General features: G+C 44.7%; 16 protein-coding genes and 1 pseudogene. 14 read left to right on the top strand and 3 right to left on the bottom strand.

Translation table 11 applies throughout. The annotated features are described in order from the left end of the window. Window positions 1-28 precede the first annotated feature (28 nt). From msbA to kdsB, 5 genes are all read left to right on the top strand, one after another. Window positions 29-1777 carry a lipid A ABC transporter ATP-binding protein/permease MsbA gene (msbA, locus tag ACUN2T_RS16640; RefSeq protein WP_445497900.1) on the top strand — a complete coding sequence of 583 codons (1749 nt, stop codon included), beginning with the start codon at window positions 29-31 and terminating at the stop codon, window positions 1775-1777. Next, window positions 1774-2769, top strand: a complete 996-nt coding sequence (gene lpxK, locus ACUN2T_RS16635; RefSeq protein WP_445494107.1) for a tetraacyldisaccharide 4'-kinase — start codon at window positions 1774-1776, stop codon at window positions 2767-2769. Before msbA ends, lpxK begins: the two co-directional genes overlap by 4 nt. A 393-nt stretch (window positions 2770-3162) precedes the next feature. Then, entirely contained in the window at window positions 3163-3378 is a 216-nt protein-coding gene (locus tag ACUN2T_RS16630) for a cold-shock protein (RefSeq protein WP_445494106.1), read from the top strand. Between the two features lie 141 nt (window positions 3379-3519). Continuing rightward, complete coding sequence (locus tag ACUN2T_RS16625) at window positions 3520-3699, top strand: Trm112 family protein (RefSeq protein ID WP_445494105.1); 180 nt, start codon at window positions 3520-3522, stop codon at window positions 3697-3699. A 3-nt stretch (window positions 3700-3702) separates the two neighbouring features. Continuing rightward, complete coding sequence (kdsB, locus tag ACUN2T_RS16620) at window positions 3703-4452, top strand: 3-deoxy-manno-octulosonate cytidylyltransferase (protein WP_445494104.1); 750 nt, start codon at window positions 3703-3705, stop codon at window positions 4450-4452. Between the two features lie 91 nt (window positions 4453-4543). On the opposite strand, the gene elyC is transcribed toward kdsB, so the two are convergent. Then, window positions 4544-5383 carry an envelope biogenesis factor ElyC gene (gene elyC, locus ACUN2T_RS16615; RefSeq protein ID WP_445494103.1) on the bottom strand — a complete coding sequence of 280 codons (840 nt, stop codon included), beginning with the start codon at window positions 5381-5383 and terminating at the stop codon, window positions 4544-4546. A 153-nt stretch (window positions 5384-5536) separates the two neighbouring features. Between elyC and cmoM the strand changes: the two genes are divergently transcribed. The 8 genes from cmoM (at window position 5537) to ACUN2T_RS16575 (ending at window position 16184) form a co-directional block, all read left to right on the top strand. After that, window positions 5537-6322 (top strand): tRNA uridine 5-oxyacetic acid(34) methyltransferase CmoM, encoded by a 786-nt coding sequence (gene cmoM, locus ACUN2T_RS16610; RefSeq protein ID WP_445494102.1) that lies wholly within the window; start codon window positions 5537-5539, stop codon window positions 6320-6322. Next, complete coding sequence (gene mukF / locus ACUN2T_RS16605) at window positions 6319-7641, top strand: chromosome partition protein MukF (RefSeq protein WP_445494101.1); 1323 nt, start codon at window positions 6319-6321, stop codon at window positions 7639-7641. Before cmoM ends, mukF begins: the two co-directional genes overlap by 4 nt. Then, window positions 7622-8344, top strand: coding sequence for a chromosome partition protein MukE (gene mukE / locus ACUN2T_RS16600; RefSeq protein WP_445494100.1), 723 nt, complete (start codon window positions 7622-7624; stop codon window positions 8342-8344). Before mukF ends, mukE begins: the two co-directional genes overlap by 20 nt. After that, complete coding sequence (mukB, locus tag ACUN2T_RS16595; protein WP_445494099.1) at window positions 8341-12789, top strand: chromosome partition protein MukB; 4449 nt, start codon at window positions 8341-8343, stop codon at window positions 12787-12789. The genes mukE and mukB overlap by 4 nt, the downstream gene beginning before the upstream one ends. Window positions 12790-13535: 746 nt before the next feature. Beyond that, a complete protein-coding gene (locus tag ACUN2T_RS16590; RefSeq protein WP_445494097.1) occupies window positions 13536-13700 on the top strand; it encodes a transposase in 165 nt (54 codons plus the stop codon). Between the two features lie 51 nt (window positions 13701-13751). Then, on the top strand, window positions 13752-14051 hold the full coding sequence (locus ACUN2T_RS16585; protein WP_113024944.1) for a hypothetical protein: 300 nt from the start codon (window positions 13752-13754) through the stop codon (window positions 14049-14051). Between the two features lie 203 nt (window positions 14052-14254). After that, window positions 14255-15166, top strand: a complete 912-nt coding sequence (locus ACUN2T_RS16580) for a ribosome-inactivating family protein (RefSeq protein ID WP_445494096.1) — start codon at window positions 14255-14257, stop codon at window positions 15164-15166. A gap of 334 nt (window positions 15167-15500) precedes the next feature. After that, entirely contained in the window at window positions 15501-16184 is a 684-nt protein-coding gene (locus tag ACUN2T_RS16575; RefSeq protein ID WP_445494095.1) for an RES family NAD+ phosphorylase, read from the top strand. A gap of 38 nt (window positions 16185-16222) precedes the next feature. Here the strand turns inward: ACUN2T_RS16575 and ACUN2T_RS16570 are convergent, their stop codons facing one another. Further along, window positions 16223-16843 (bottom strand): DNA-binding protein, encoded by a 621-nt coding sequence (locus ACUN2T_RS16570; RefSeq protein WP_445494094.1) that lies wholly within the window; start codon window positions 16841-16843, stop codon window positions 16223-16225. A gap of 243 nt (window positions 16844-17086) precedes the next feature. On the opposite strand from ACUN2T_RS16570, the gene ACUN2T_RS16565 reads away from it, so the two are divergent. Next, window positions 17087-17278: a type II toxin-antitoxin system prevent-host-death family antitoxin gene (locus ACUN2T_RS16565; protein WP_445494093.1), complete on the top strand. Its 192-nt coding sequence runs from the start codon at window positions 17087-17089 to the stop codon at window positions 17276-17278. A gap of 125 nt (window positions 17279-17403) precedes the next feature. Here the strand turns inward: ACUN2T_RS16565 and ACUN2T_RS16560 are convergent. Further along, a pseudogene (locus tag ACUN2T_RS16560) lies at window positions 17404-17592 on the bottom strand (fucose-binding lectin II); the annotation flags it as partial. Window positions 17593-17613 lie beyond the last annotated feature (21 nt).

The raw sequence follows: 17613 nt of genomic DNA, 5'->3' as shown, positions 1-17613 counted from the left end.
CGCTATTTCTTTTGGTGTTGGTAACTCAATAATGAATGATAAAGACCTTTCTACCTGGCAGACCTTTCGCCGACTATGGCCAATCATTTTTCCTTTTAAGATTGGGCTGATAGTTGCTGCGGTTGCACTGATCCTTAATGCTGCCGGTGATACGTTAATGCTTTCATTGCTTAAGCCTTTACTTGATGAAGGCTTCGGCAAAGCAAGCAGTGATGTACTGAAATGGATGCCACTGGTTGTGATTGCTTTGATGATTATGCGTGGGCTATCCGGGTTTGTATCAAGTTACTGTATCTCCTGGGTCTCCGGTAAAGTGGTTATGCAGATGCGCCGTCGTCTGTTCGGCCATATGATGGGGATGCCGGTGTCATTCTTTGATCAACAATCTACCGGGACTCTGCTTTCCCGCATTACTTATGATTCTGAACAGGTGGCCTCCTCCTCTTCCAGTGCACTGATTACCGTGGTCAGGGAAGGGGCATCAATCATCGGCCTGTTTATCTTGATGTTCTACTATAGCTGGCAGCTATCTATGATCCTGATTGTGATTGCGCCGATAGTGTCATTAGTTATTCGTGTCGTATCGGGTCGGTTTCGCAGTATCAGTAAAAATATGCAGAACAGCATGGGGCAAGTCACCGCCAGTGCGGAGCAGATGCTGAAAGGGCACAAAGAAGTGCTGATTTTCGGCGGACAGAAAGTAGAAGCTGAACGCTTTAATACAGTCAGTAACCGTATGCGTCAGCAAGGCATGAAGATGGTTTCCGCTTCATCAATTTCTGATCCGATTATTCAGCTTATTGCTTCGTTTGCTTTGGCTTTCGTCCTATACGCGGCAAGCTTTCCGGATATTATGGACACACTGACCGCCGGTAAAATTACCGTCGTATTTTCATCAATGATTGCGCTGATGCGTCCATTGAAATCTTTGACTAATGTTAACGCACAATTCCAGCGTGGTATGGCTGCCTGTCAGACTCTGTTTGCTATTCTGGATACGGAACAGGAAAAAGACGACGGCAAATTGGAACTTAAAAAAGCGAAAGGGGATATTGAGTTCCGTAACGTCACTTTCTGCTACCCGACCAAAGAACTGCCGGCGTTACAAAATATTTCCATGCATATCCCGGCGGGTAAAACTATCGCGCTGGTAGGGCGATCAGGTTCTGGTAAATCCACAATAGCCAATTTGATGACCCGTTTTTATGATATCAGCGCAGGTAATATTTTGCTTGATAGCCATGATTTACGGGAATATACGCTTTCTTCTTTGCGTAGCCAGGTGGCTCTGGTGTCGCAAAATGTCCATTTATTTAACGACACCGTAGCGAACAATATTGCTTATGCCAGTGAAAACCAATACAGCCGCGAAGAGATTGAGAAGGCGGCTGAGATGGCTTATGCAATGGACTTTATCAGGAAGTTGGATAACGGTCTGGATACCATGATCGGTGAAAATGGTGTTCTGCTTTCGGGGGGGCAGCGTCAGCGTATTGCCATCGCGCGCGCCTTGTTGCGTGATTCTCCGATTCTGATTCTTGATGAGGCAACTTCAGCATTGGATACTGAATCTGAACGGGCAATTCAGGCGGCATTGGATGAATTGCAGAAAAACAGAACTTCACTGGTTATCGCACATCGTCTTTCAACCATTGAAAAAGCGGATGAAATTCTGGTTATCGAAGACGGACATATTGTTGAACGAGGTAACCATCTCTCTCTGTTGGAGAACAATGGGGTTTACTCACAACTACATCGGATGCAATTTGGGCAATGATTGAACGCATATGGTCAGGCCGTTCATGGTTTTATTTGCTGTTATTACCTTTTTCAGCCCTTTACGGGCTGATAAGTGGCTTACGACGATTGAGTTATAAAGCGGGGTTGAGTCAATCCTGGAAAGCGCCTGTACCTATTGTGGTGGTGGGTAATCTGACTGCTGGCGGTAATGGTAAGACTCCGGTTGTTATCTGGCTGGTGGAACAGTTGCAGAAAAAAGGTTACCGGGTTGGTGTTGTGTCCCGTGGCTATGGCGGTAAAGCCGAAAATTATCCTTTGTTGGTGACTGACAAGATCACGACGGCTCAGGCAGGTGATGAACCTGTACTGATCCATCGTCGTACTGGTGCACCTGTGGCGGTTGCGCCAAAGCGGGTTGAAGCAGTAAAAGCGTTACTAGCAGATACGCCATTGGATATTATCGTTACTGACGATGGTCTACAGCATTATGCTTTACAACGGGATTTTGAAATCGTGGTCATTGATGGCGTACGCCGTTTTGGTAATGGCTGGTGGCTTCCTGCTGGGCCGATGCGTGAGTTATCCGGGCGGTTGAATAGGGTTAATGCCGTGATTACTAACGGCGGTACTCCTCAATCAGGCGAATTATCAATGACATTAGCTGGCAGGCTGGCGGTGAATATGGTTAGCGGTGAAAAGCGAGCAGTGAACCTCATACCTCATGCTATTGCTATGGCAGGCATCGGGCATCCACCCCGGTTCTTTGCTACCTTGCAACAGCTGGGGGCTGACTTGCAAAAAGAGTATGCATTTGCCGATCATCAAATGTACACAGAAGAGCAGTTGAGTCATCTGGCTGATACAAACCAGAATTTACTTATGACGGAAAAAGATGCCGTTAAGTGCTTTAAATTTGCCCGGCCAAACTGGTGGTATATACCGGTAGATGCCCAATTACCACAGGAAAAAGGGCAGGCAATGTTGAATGGAATAGCTTCATTATTGGAAGAAAATAAAAAGTTTAAGTAAATTTCACAGTTGAACTAAAACAACCCAATGTGAGCTGATGGTGGGTAAGGAGGCTGTTCTATCCGCTTCCTTATCAAGCCGTTCTCTTCTTACCAATTCATAAAATTTCAGTAATTATTCCAGATCTATTTGATTTTTTATCATTGTTAAATGATATTAAAACGATGCATTGTGGATGAACAACCGTTGTCTGTACTTGGTTCAGTCATCGGCAATGTTGGCAGGATACTTGTTGTTTGTATCCATTACTTAAACAAATGTGCTACTCGAATTAAGTGTATTTTAACGTATTGAAACTGAGACGAGGTTCTATTCGAAAGCTTAATCAAGGGTAAAAAAACATCAAAAACAATAAATTGAATTATTGTGAGATGAGCAAGTGGGGGAATTATTATGACATTACGATTAAAGATGGGCCGAGTGAAATGGTTTGATGAGAGTAAAGGATATGGTTTTATTTCTCCACAAGATGGTGGGCAAGACATATTGGTCAGAAGAAAAGCGATTGCTAATACAAAAAGCAAATCACTCACAGAAGGGCAAAATGTAGAATTTTCAATTACTCGCAACGGTTATAGTTTAACTGCAACAGATGTAATTGCATTTTAAGACTTCATTTCCTCTATCTGGATTTTTGTGAATGATATTGGGAAAAGGATCGAAAGATCAAATAACAAGAGTTAACGGTGACACCAGGCTTATGTTATTCTGAGCTGCATCGAATGAAAGCTCCATAACTGGAGGATGTATATGGATCACCGTTTACTCGAAATTATTGCTTGCCCTGTGTGTAACGGCAAGCTCAGTTACGATAAAGAGAATTTTGAACTCATCTGTCAGTTGGATCGACTTGCATTTCCTGTACGTGATGGCATTCCCGTTCTGTTAGACTACGAAGCCCGTGAATTACCTCTGGATGAGGAAAAATAAGGCATGTTCACCGTTATTATTCCTGCCCGCTTTGCTTCTACACGTTTACCTGGTAAACCATTAGCTGATATTCATGGTAAGCCAATGATTGTGCGGGTTATGGAGCGCGCCATGCGTTCTGGTGCTGAACGGATTATTGTGGCAACTGATAATCACGACGTTGCTGATGCGGTTGTGGCTGCGGGTGGTGAGGCTTGTCTGACTAACGAGAATCATCATTCTGGTACAGAGCGGTTAGCGGAAGTGATTGAGAAATATCAATTCTCCGATGATGAAATTATTGTCAATGTTCAGGGTGATGAACCATTAATTCCTGAAGAGATTATTAAACAAGTCGCAGAGAATCTGGCGGCTTGCAAAGCTGGAATGGCAACTTTGGCGGTGAAAATTCGTGACGCGGAAGAAGCCTTTAACCCCAATGCGGTGAAAGTGATTATGGATAAACAGGGTTATGCACTCTATTTCTCCAGAGCAACGATCCCCTGGGAACGTGACCGTTTTATGCAATCACGGGAAATGATTGGTGATAATTTCCTGCGTCATATTGGTATTTATGCCTACCGCGCGGGTTTTATCCGTCGTTATGTGCAATGGGAGCCAAGCCCGTTAGAGCAAATTGAAATGCTGGAACAATTGCGGGTACTTTGGTACGGCGAGAAGATCCATGTCGGTATTGCACTGAAAGCGCCGGGAGCGGGGGTTGATACACCAGAAGATTTAGCCACAGTCAGAGAAATTTTTGCTGAAATCTGATGATTTGTTTGAACTCATTCTTGGGTTAATAAAGGCTTAGGTTAACGAAAGCGCGTTATTACTATTTGCGCTTTCGTTTCTCCATATTATTTTAAGGCGTGGTTTGCGGATCATTTACCGGTTGGGCATGCTCTGATGTTTGTGGGGGTTCTGAACTTCTCGACGGTTTAATACGTTGCCAGAGAGTACCTAAAGTTTCATACCATACCCGCTCTGAATGAGACAGGAAATAAGCAGAGGGCAGGTATTTTTCCCAAGGATGTAAAGAGGACGTGATTGCTAATTGATTTGCCGGGCCAGGAATGGGGTTCAATCCACGTTGTTTAAAGAAAGTTATCGCCCGCGGCATATGATTGGCGGAGGTGACCAAAATAAAAGAATGCTTGCCAATCAATTTTTCAATCTCATTCGCTTCTTGCTCAGTATCCACGGGTTTTGTCAGTACGACAGTATCTTCTGCGGGTACGCCTAGGGATTGTGCTACTATAGCGGCGACTTCCGCGTTGCTTTTAGCATTCTCTCCCTGACCACCGGTAAAGACCATTTTAGCGCCGGGGTTCAGGCGATATAAACGGATGCCTTCTGTTACCCGCGGCAAACTGTTGTTGAACAGGTTTGAACTGGGTGCCCAATTTGGGTTATAAGTAAAGCCACCACCAAGAACGACGATATAATCAACCGGTGGATTGATATTACTGGGATCAGGTTGGTAGGCTTTAGCGTAAATCGATTCCAATGGTAACAGCAGCTTATCGGCAACGGGTTGCAGACTGAGCAGAAGCAGTGCAAGCCAACTGAACGTCAGAACTGTTTTCCCTGTTTTTTGCCAACGGGTAAACCACAACAGGAATAAGGCAACAAGTGAAATCAGTAATATTAATGGCAGAGGCATTACCATCGCACCAAGGTACTTTTTAAATAAAAATAGCATTTACTTGCCTTAATTTGATTAAATTATAGCCATGTGGCCCACGATTTGTAGTCAAAAGTGGTTATGTCAATGAATGCTGTGCCAAAATAGCAGTTGGCATAATGAAATCTCAACAGATAAATCAGATCTATTCCATTAGTGAGGCAGTTTTTCATGCGGGATCGCAATTTCGATGATATTGCAGACAAATTCTCTCGTAATATTTACGGCACAACCAAAGGTAAAATCAGGCAAGCCGTTATCTGGCAGGATATCAGCGAATTACTGGCTCAATTACCACGACGTCCACTGCGTATTTTAGATGCGGGTGGCGGTGAAGGGAATATGGCATGTCAATTAGCTGAACTGGGTCATCAGGTGATACTTTGCGATTTATCAGAAGAAATGATCCAACGGGCAAAGCTGACCGCTGAAGAAAAAGGTGTCAGCCAAAATATGCAATTTATACAAAGCCCGGTACAGGAAATTAACCAATATATAGAACAGCCGGTAGATCTGGTATTGTTTCATGCAGTACTGGAATGGATTACCGATCAGAAATATGCAATAGAAGTGTTAACGAATATCATTAATCCTGGCGGCGCTCTGTCTTTAATGTTTTACAATGCCAATGGTTTGGTCATGCGTAATGCTATTTTAGGCAATTTTCATTTGGCGACACCCAATATGCCGCGTCGCAGAAAACGTTCACTGTCGCCTCAGAATCCGTTGGTACCTGAACAGGTATATCAATGGCTTGATGAATTAAATGTGGTGATTACCGGTAAAACCGGTGTGCGTGTTTTTCACGACTATTTGCAAAGTCGCCAATTACAGAGCGAAAACTTTCCGGCGTTATTGGAATTAGAGCAGCGTTATTGCCGACAGGAGCCTTATATCAGTTTGGGGCGTTACATTCATGTAATGGCACGCAAGCCAGCGTTAAAGGATGAATTATGAGTGAATATTCCCAGACTATCCCGGAACTGGTGTCTTGGGCCCGGAAAAATGATTTTTCCATCTCCTTGCCAGTGGAAAGGCTGGCTTTTCTGATGGCAATCGCGGTATTAAACAGCGAGCGTCTTGATGGTGAGATGAGCGAAGGGGAGCTGATTGATGCTTTTCGCGAAGTTTGCAAGGGATTCGAGCAAACAGCGGAATCCGTTGCGGTACGGGCTAACAATGCCATTAATGACATGGTGCGTCAGAAACTGCTTAACCGTTTCACTAGTGAACTGGCCGATGGCAACGCAATCTATCGCTTAACACCGCTTGGTATCAGTATCAGTGACTATTACATTCGCCAGCGGGAATTTTCTACCTTACGCCTCTCTATGCAGCTTTCGATTGTGGCGAATGAGCTGCACCGGGCGGCAGAGGCGGCGGAAGAAGGGGGAGATGAATTTCATTGGCATCGCAACGTCTTTGCGCCGCTGAAATATTCTGTTGCGGAAATCTTCGATAGTATTGATATGTCCCAACGCCTGATGGACGAACAGCAAAACTTCGTTAAAGAAGATATCGCGGCGTTGCTGAATCAAGATTGGCAAGCCGCGATTGCCAACTGTGAACAGTTGTTATCAGAAACATCAGGGACATTGCGGGAGCTGCAAGACACACTGGAAGCGGCCGGAGATAAACTACAGGCCAATTTGCTGCGTATTCAGGATGCGAATATGGGCAGTGGCGGATCAGAGCGGGTTGATAAACTGGTATTTGATCTGCAAAGCAAACTGGACCGTATTATCAGTTGGGGGCAGCAGGCGATTGACTTATGGATAGGCTACGACCGCCACGTTCACAAATTTATCCGTACCGCGATTGATATGGATAAAAACCGTATTTTCTCCCAGCGCTTACGTCAATCCGTGCAGCACTATTTTGATAACCCGTGGACACTCACCGTTGCCAACGCAGAGCGTTTACTGGATATGCGTGATGAAGAACTGGCATTACGTAATGAAGAAGTGACCGGCGAACTGCCGTTAGCACTGGAATATGAAGAATTCAGTGAAATAAACGATCAACTGGCGGCAATGATTGAAAAAGCCCTGTTGGTATATCAGCAGGAGCAACGCCCGCTGGATCTGGGGGCGGTGTTAAGAGACTACCTTGCTCAACATCCGCTTCCCCGTCACTTTGATGTGGCGCGTATTTTGGTGGATCAGGCTGTGCGGTTGGGGGTTGCAGGAGCGGATTTCTCTGGGTTGCCAGCGGAATGGTTAGCGATTAATGATTACGGAGCCAAGGTACAGGCACATGTCATCGACACATATTGAACAATTTATGCCGGTTAAACTGGCACAGGCGTTAGCCAATTCACTTTTCCCGGAACTGGACAGCCAGCTTCGCGCGGGTCGTCATATCGGGATAGATGATCTTGATAATCACGCTTTTCTGATGGATTTTCAGGAGCAATTGGAAGAATTTTACGCCCGCTATAATGTGGAGTTGATCCGTGCACCGGAAGGCTTCTTCTATCTGCGGCCCCGTTCGACCACGTTGATCCCTCGTTCGGTACTATCAGAGCTGGATATGATGGTAGGCAAAATCCTCTGTTATCTCTATCTCAGCCCGGAACGCCTGGCTAATCAGGGGATTTTTACGTCTCAGGAACTGTATGAAGAGCTGATCTCACTGGTTGATGAGAGCAAACTGATGAAGTTTGTCAACCAGCGTTCTTCCGGTTCGGATCTGGATAAACAGAAATTACAGGAAAAAGTGCGCACGACACTCAACCGTCTGCGTCGCTTGGGCATGGTCTATTTCCTGCCGAATGACAACAGCAAATTTACCATCACTGAGGCGGTATTCCGCTTTGGTGCTGATGTACGCAGTGGCGACGATCTTCGTGAAGTACAACTGAGGATGATCCGTGATGGTGAGGCAATGCCGGTTGAAAGCAGCTTGTCGCTTGATGACAGTGAAAATGATGAAACACCGGATAACTCAGCAGAGGGTGCGGGAGATGAACAACCATGATTGAACGCGGTAAATTTCGTTCGCTGACGCTGGTTAACTGGAATGGTTTTTTTGCCAGAACTTTTGATCTTGATGAACTGGTGACCACCTTATCAGGCGGTAATGGCGCGGGTAAATCCACCACTATGGCGGCATTTGTCACCGCGCTGATCCCGGATTTGACGCTGCTCCATTTCCGTAACACCACCGAAGCTGGCGCCACTTCCGGTTCCCGTGATAAAGGGTTACACGGTAAGTTACGCGCGGGAGTCTGTTACTCAACCCTGGATGTGATTAACTCTCGCCATCAGCGGGTGGTGGTTGGGGTGAGACTGCAACAGGTGGCGGGCCGTGACCGAAAAGTTGATATCAAATCCTTTATGATTCAGGGCTTGCCGACAGCTATCCAACCCACTCAGTTACTGACTGAAAATGTGGGTGAAAGACAGGCGCGTGTATTGCCGTTAAATGAACTAAAAGATCGCCTTGATGAAATGGAAGGCGTGCAGTTCAAACAATTTAACTCCATCACGGATTATCATGCGCAGATGTTTGATTTGGGCGTGATCCCCAAACGCCTGCGTTCAGCCAGTGATCGCAGCAAGTTTTATCGTCTGATCGAAGCTTCCCTGTACGGTGGTATCTCCAGTGCGATTACCCGCTCCTTGCGCGATTACCTGTTGCCGGAAAACAGCGGTGTTCGGAAAGCGTTTCAGGATATGGAAGCCGCATTGCGCGAAAATCGCATAACGCTGGAAGCCATTCGGGTCACTCAATCTGATCGCGATCTGTTCAAGCATTTGATCACCGAAGCAACTTCCTACGTTTCTGCTGACTATATGCGTCATGCCAATGAGCGCCGCACTCATCTGGATGAAGCGTTAGCATTGCGTGGTGAACTGTTTGGCAGCCATAAACAACTGGCAACTGAGCAGTATCGTCATGTCGAAATGGCCCGTGAACTGGCTGAACAGAGCGGTGCCTCTTCTGATTTAGAAACTGATCATCAGGCTGCCAGTGACCACTTGAATCTGGTGCAGACCGCCATGCGCCAGCAGGAAAAAATCGACCGTTATCAGGTGGATCTGGAAGAGCTGTCTTACCGTCTGGAGGAACAGACAGAAGTTGTCGAAGCAGCAGGAGAACTTCAGGCTGAATATGAAGCCAGAGCGGAAGCGACGGAACAGGAAGTGGATGAACTGAAAAGCCAGTTGGCGGATTACCAACAGGCACTGGATGTTCAGCAAACCCGGGCTATTCAGTATCAACAGGCATTACAAGCGCTGGAACGCACCCGTGAGCTTTGCCGGTTACCGGATCTTTCCGTTGATAACGCAGAGGAGTGGCTGGAAACCTTTCAGGCTAAAGAGCAGCAGGCGACAGAAGCCCTGTTGGCACTGGAACAGAAATTAAGTGTTGCGGACGCGGCGCATAATCAGTTCGAACAGGCGTATCAACTGGTTAAAAGCATGGTTGGTGAAATCGGTCGTAGTGAAGCCTGGCAGAGTGCTCGTGAATTGTTGCGTGATTGGTCATCACAGCGACATCTGGCCGATCGCGTTCAGCCGTTACGTATGCAGTTGGCTGAACTGGAGCAGCGTTTGAACAACCAACAAAATGCGGAACGTTTATTAAGCGAATTTTGTAAACGTCAGGGACAGCAATATCAGGCTGAAGATCTGGAAGGATTACAAAATGAACTTGAAGCTCGGCAGGAAGCGTTAAGCTTAAGCGTCAATGAAAGCGGTGAACGCCGCATGGAGATGCGCCAGGAACTTGAACAACTGAAACAGAAAATTCAGTCACTGACTGCTCGCGCCCCGGTCTGGCTGGCTGCGCAGGATACCCTGAACCAACTGTGTGAACAGAATGGTGAGACACTGGTTGACAGTAATGACGTGACTGAATATATGCAGCAATTGCTTGAGGGTGAGCGTGAAGCCACGGTAGAGCGTGATGAAATTGCTGCCCAGAAACGTGAGCTGGAAAAGCAAATCGAGCGCCTCAGTCAGCCAAGCGGTGCGGAAGACAGCCGGATGATTGCATTGGCAGAACGTTTCGGTGGGGTTTTGCTGTCAGAAATTTATGATGATATCACCATTGATGACGCGCCGTATTTCTCGGCCCTGTATGGGCCAGCGCGCCACGGCATTGTGGTGCCGGATCTTTCGCTGGTGCGCTCACATCTTGAAACGCTGGAAGATTGTCCGGAAGATCTCTACTTAATTGAAGGGGATCCACAATCCTTTGATGACAGCGTATTTAATGCCGAAGAGCAGACTAATGCAGTGCTGGTTAAATCTTCCGACCGTCAATGGCGTTATTCCCGTTACCCTGAATTGCCGCTGTTTGGCCGTGCTGCCAGAGAAAATCGTTTAGAAGTTTTGAATTTGGAGCGCGATACTCTGGCGGAGCGTTATGCCACGCTCTCTTTTGATGTACAGAAAATTCAGCGTGCTCATCAGTCGTTCAGTCAGTTTGTCGGTAAACACCTGTCTGTGGCATTTGATACTGATCCGGAAGCCGAAATCCGTGAACTGAGACAACGCCATACGGAACTAGAACGTGAAGTGTCCCGGTTTGAAGAGCAGACTCAACAGCAGCGCCAGCAATATGCACAGGCGAAAGAAAGCCTGACGACATTAAACCGCCTGATCCCTCAAGTGAATCTGATACTGGATGAAACTTTAATTGATCGCGTAGAAGAAGTGCGCGAAGAGATGGACGAAGCGCAGGAAGCGGCGCGTTTCCTACAACAACATGGTTCAGCGCTGACAAAACTGGAACCTATGGTTGCAGTTTTGCAAAGTGATCCACAACAACATGAACAGTTGCAGCAGGATTATGAAACCGCCAAACACAGTCAGCATCAGGCTAAACAACAGGCTTTTGCGCTGGTGGAAATCGTACAGCGCCGTGCGCATTTCAGCTACAGTGATTCTGCCGGTATGCTCAGTGAAAATGCGGATCTGAATGACAAACTGCGTCAGCGTCTGGAACATGCGGAATCGGATCGCAGCCGCGCCCGTGAACAACTGCGTCAACAGCAAGCGCAGTATTCCCAGTTTAACCAGGTGCTGGCATCCCTGAAAAGTTCCTATGAAACCAAACAGGATATGCTGAAAGAGCTGCTACAGGAGATGAAAGATATCGGTGTGCAGGCGGATGCGAATGCTGAAATTCGTGCCCGCGAGCGTCGTGATCGACTCCATGAAGCACTCAGCGTTAACCGTTCCAGAGTCAATCAGCTTGAGAAGCAGATCGCCTTCTGTGAAGCGGAGATGGAAAGCGTGCAGAAAAAACTGCGGAAACTGGAACGCGATTACCATCAAACCCGTGAGCAGGTAGTTGCGGCTAAATCGGGTTGGTGCGCAGTAATGCGCATGGTGAAAGACAATGGCGTTGAACGCCGTTTGCATCGCCGTGAACTGGCGTATATGGACAGTGGCGCGTTACGTTCCATGTCGGATAAAGCATTGGGGGCATTGCGTCTGGCGGTGGTTGATAACGAACATCTGCGTGATGCTCTGCGTTTGTCGGAAGATCCTAAACGGCCTGAACGTAAGGTACAGTTCTTTATTGCGGTTTATCAGCATCTGCGTGAGCGTATTCGTCAGGATATTATCCGTACTGACGATCCGGTTGACGCGATTGAACAGATGGAAATTGAGCTGGCCCGGCTGACGGAAGAGTTGACTGCTCGCGAGCAAAAACTTGCTATCAGTTCGAAGAGTGTGGCGAATATTATCCGCAAAACCATTCAGCGTGAGCAGAACCGTATTCGTATGCTGAATCAGGGATTACAAGCGGTCTCTTTTGGTCAGGTGCGTGGTGTGCGGCTGAATGTGAATGTGCGTGAAAGCCATGCAATATTGCTGGATGTACTTTCTGAACAGCAAGAGCAGCATCAGGATCTGTTTAACAGCCAGCGATTAACCTTCTCGGAAGCAATGGCAAAACTTTATCAGCGCCTGAATCCGCAAGTGGATATCGGGCAACGTTTGCCGCAAACCGTCGGTGAAGAATTGCTGGATTATCGTAACTACCTGGAACTGGACGTTGAAGTTAACCGTGGATCTGATGGTTGGTTAAAAGCCGAGAGTGGGGCATTGTCTACCGGTGAAGCGATTGGTACCGGTATGTCCATTCTGGTGATGGTGGTACAGAGTTGGGAAGAAGAATCCCGCCGTTTGCGTGGTAAAGATATTTCCCCTTGTCGATTGTTATTCCTTGATGAAGCGGCGCGTCTGGATGCCAAATCCATTGCCACGCTGTTTGAGCTATGCGAACGCTTGCAAATGCAGTTGATTATCGCTGCCCCGGAAAATATCAGTCCTGAAAAAGGGACCACTTATAAATTGGTGCGTAAGGTGTTTAAAAACCACGAACATGTTCATGTAGTTGGGCTGCGAGGATTTGGACAGGATGCACCGGCAACTCAATTAATTTCAGATGTTACTGCTTAGTCAAATGGATGCTTTACGGTAATTGTAAGTAGGGAAAATAAAGAGAGTGCGCCACGGATGGCGCAATAGATATTTATTCTGAGATTGTACCGTTATTTTTCGCTTATTAGATTCGGTATTAGTTGACCACTACACTCGGATTTATTTTTGATTAAAAATATTCGCGATCTTGCCCTGAGTGTACAATGAGAGAAACACCGAGGAAAAATGTAGTTAAATATACATATTGAATTTTAATATTCAATATATCATAAACAGGTGTTATATAATTTTCTTTCGAAACTCTTTTTTTAAAATTAAATGTAGCAGAGATGAGGTTTTGTATGAAGACTCTTCCGAAACTTTCTTTTTTTAGTCTAATTTGCTTTTCCTTGTTGGCAAATAAATCTTGAGCAAACAGATGTAGTGACTGCGAATCTATTAACGGGAAGTTTGTTAAAGTGAAAGAGGTGGGAATTGTAGTAGGCCAGTATAACTACATCCTAACTAAGGATGATATAAAAGTGGAAATTCATGATAATGCTGTTCAGAAAGCACGGATTGCCTTTGTTCTGGATTTGCCATTTTATATACCCTATGGATTTCAAGATGCATCGCGGCGGCAAGGGAGCGAATCCCCGGGAGCATAGATAACGATGTGACCGGGGTGAGTGAGTGCAGCCAACAAAGAGGCAACTTGAAAGATGACGGGTATATAGACGATAGAATAACAAATTACGCCATTAAAAAGGATTGAAATAGAGCGGATGGATGATTTTTATCCAAATCTTATAGAAGCCATAATAATATCAATATACAGCGTGGCAAAGGTTGTCGCACTGATAAAAATTTTGACAGCAAGAGAAATATTCAAACGTTGTCCTCAGATGAAAAGGACACTCTGGGGCGAAGAATTTTGGACTGATGGGTAAATCGATATCCTTTCACTAACCTTATAGTAGTTTTATTTTAATGGAATATTTATGAATAAAAAAATCAGTGCTATTTTCATTGCCTTGTCTTTATTTTCGGCACCATCATTCTCGGGGCAGTACACGATATCTGGCTATGTTCAGTGGCTTAAAGCTAATTCAGATAAACACTGCTGGGGATATTTAAATTCAATTGGATATGGACAGGGCTTCTATTTAGATGACTGCAATCAGGAGATGATGCATTTGTTAAGGACAGCTCAAATTATTGGTACAAAAGTAGACATAACCATCGAAGGTGATGGTAGTGAGTACAAACCTTTATATGCTGTTACACTTTACCGTGAATAAGTTATACCAGAATAAAGGGCATTGTTGTAAACAGCGGCTTAGGGGAATCCTTTCCGCAGAAGTTTTTCCATTTAATGTAAATGGGATGGGTAGTACTGTTTCAATGTTTTAAGATACCCCCGCTGCTTGCGGCGGGGCTCTTCATTTAATTGACACTTTAAGACTAATTGAAATGTTAAGTTTTAATCATAGAAGAGAGCGGAATGAAAAATTTTTACAGGTACTTGATTTTATTTTTCTTTTTATTTAGTAACGTAGTATATTCTAAGAGCGTCAATTTTGATTATTCAGATGCTCAAAACTATATTAAATCCATTAAGAATCTTAGATCTATGGTAGGGAGTCCCCTACCTAATGTTCCCGGATTACTTGTCCTTAATCCCACTGAACCATATACATCGGTTCACCTCATAAGTAATAATGGGGATGTTATTGATCTTATATTATCAAATACTAATTTGTATATGGTGGGATTTGTCTCTGCTGGGATATTCTACAGATTCAATGATACTGAATTTTCCAACATAACAGTTCCGGAGACAAATCTTTTAGATTTAAATATTTCTTCAAGTTATATTGATTTATTTAGACGGGCTAACCGTACAAGAGAAGAAACAATTGTGAGCAATGAAACCATCAATAACGCCATTACGACTTTATGGAGGCAAAATGGTTCAGGAACAGTAGAACCTCTAGCAGCAAGAGCTCTTATGACATTGATTACCTCTGTGGCTGAATCAGCTAGATTTAGCCGAATATCTTCGTTTATAACTAGCAACTATGATAATAATGTGCAGATAGGAGGAGGTTTGGTCAGATTAACCAACCGGTGGTCAAGCCTAAGCAGTTATGCATATGAAATGTCGAATAATGCAGGTTCAAATGCGGGCTATTTTGACGATATAGTTAATTCTATAAATAGAAATAGATTATATGGAGTACTCGCATTGGCACTATATTGTGATTTTTCTACTCCCTCTAAGCTAAGACCAAGGCTATTGACATTTTCTGAGACTACCCCATTGACCGCAGATACCTGTTCATCTGAACGAGATATTACTCTCATAAATAATGTTTATTGGCCAAACAATGTGTTACAAGCGGTGTTTGATTGAATTGACGGCACTTTTGCAAATAGAAATACGAGTTATTCACTAGGCGTACTTCGTCTAGGTGTAGTGGCATACTAATTTTAGTCACCTGAATGGGGTTGTAAGCCGGAAATTTCGTTTTACAACCCTTATGCGCAATTATGTGTGACTAGCATTGTGATCAAGTTTTAATGCAATAAACCCCAAAAAATCAATCAATTTAAAACCACCTTGATCGTCGTATAAATGTGATGCCAATCACGGTATAGCGGTGTCAGTGGGCAAGCACACGGCACCATTTCAAAAAAACATTTAAGGAGAAGCCTATGGCGAAACTTATTTATGGGGATACCTCACAATGCAAACAAAGGAGACTTCCCTTTCAAAGTTTGACTATCCAAATTTAGAGCAGGAAATTACGGCAATCTTTGAAGATGATTCATTACCGACGCATTCACCTGGTAATGGGGACTTAAAACGCTGGCAGAGGAAAGAATGGCCATCGGCTATAAATTTCTCCACTGGTGACGGTCGATATAATGCTCCGGATGATACTTTTGGTGTTTGTTACATGGCAGACAAGGCTGTTTCAGCGCTTGCTGAAAGTTTTGGGCGCCTGATACATAAAGATGGGCGGAAATTCGTTGAGGAGTCTGTTATTAAAAACTCACGAATGTGTCTGATTCGCCCACTCCGGCCACTAGTTTTTGTCGATGTGGGGAAACTTCTGGGAATGCTGCACATTACGTTAGACGTCTTAGTCGGAGACGATTACACCGTGGCACAGAGAGTAATTGCGTGTCTCTACAAGCTCGCCAGAGATAAGTTTGACGGTGTTTGTTACTTATCGAGGCATTTTCCTTCCACTGATTTTTGCTATGCAGTCTGGGAATCGGATGAAGAAAGGTTTGAAGATGTAGGAATGAAGAGTCTCGCGGAATACCACGATTCAGAATACATGCCATCGAACTGGAAATACTCCAGCATCACGGCTGAAGAACTGCTCGAAGACGTGCTTCGATTCAAGATTGTCCCGCTTTAAGTTTGTACCAAGCGTGTCCTTTTCGAAAGGACACGCTTTTAACTGGCGATCTGTTCACTCATCTGTTTCGCTGCACGAAGCATTTTTGAAACATCATCAATGCTGCTATCTTCTTTCATGATCTCGATAGGGGTTTTCCCTTTACCGTTCTTGTCGCTCAAGGGTGTAGTCAAAAACGATATTCTGGAAACAGGCCCGATATCATTGCTCATTGCTTTCATGACGTTTTCAAAGTGAGGTAACAGTCCTCCCTCTTTGAATTGAAAGAGCGGGAAGACATGATCGCTGTTCTTCTTGAAAGCGAGCAGCTTATTTCCCTTCACTCGCAAATTAACGGCCTGACGTGTGATACCGAGAATATCAGCAACATCCACTGCTTTAATCACGCCACCCATGCGCTCAATTTCCTTATAAAAATTGGACAGGTTCTCTGCGCGACGCTTTAGTTTGCGGAGTTCGCGATCGGGAGTCCTGGCACTCTTTTCAAGCATGGTTGAGTACAGCAGCCCAAAAAGTTCGCTGTCCGGAAGAACAAGAGCATCGCTGGCCTTCGCCTTTTCAGCAAACTCAGGCATCAACGAGCCGAATATTATGTCAAAGCGTTTTTGCAGTAACACCTGTAGCTCATTCAAATTACGTTGCTTGGTTGTAGTGTTCATAAATTCCCCTATTTCTTGACCATTAATTTATTCTTTAAACAAAAATTGGTCAAGTACCATAGTGCAAATCAAAGGTGATTTGCAATCAGATAAAGCTATCAACTTTTACATATGGGCGGATAGAGATCGTGTGAATAAAGAGATTGCGCCACGGATAGCACATAGAGATGTTTAGCTTGATGTTGTACCACTTTTTTGTACAATATTTGTGTGATATTTATACTGCAGTGAAAAGGGCATATTATGCGTAATACAACATATGGTGCGGCAAGAGCTAATCTTGCTTCAATCATGGATCAAGCTGTTCAGGATTGTGCACCAATATTGATTACCAGACAAAACGGTGGTGATTGCGTTATCATTTCAAGTGCAGAATATGCAAGCCTTGAAGAAACTGCTTATTTACTGCGTTCATCCGCTAATGCGAAACATTGACTTAAATCATTAGAGCAGGTAAGTAGTGGGAGTTTGCAGGAAAGAGAGTCAGATAAATAAACGCTTTAATAAAGAAAAAGCGCCAAGAATGGCGCAATTATTATTCGAAACCGAGTGTTTTTAGTTTATGTCAGAGGCCAATTTAAAAACACCACGCTATCATTGTAATGACTATTGGTACCATTTTCAGCGCTGATAATAGCTGTTCCCGGTTTTCCATCAAACATATTATCGAAATAACGAAGCTTGCATGGTTTGCCATCCCCCTCAATTTTAATACAGATTTTGCCTGTACCTGATGTGTAGGCTTTAGTCGCCATTCATATACAGGCTCT

Source organism: Photorhabdus machadonis, from assembly GCF_052657765.1.
Note: the sequence above shows the minus strand (reverse complement) of the source record. Positions and strands in the feature narration are given on the sequence as shown.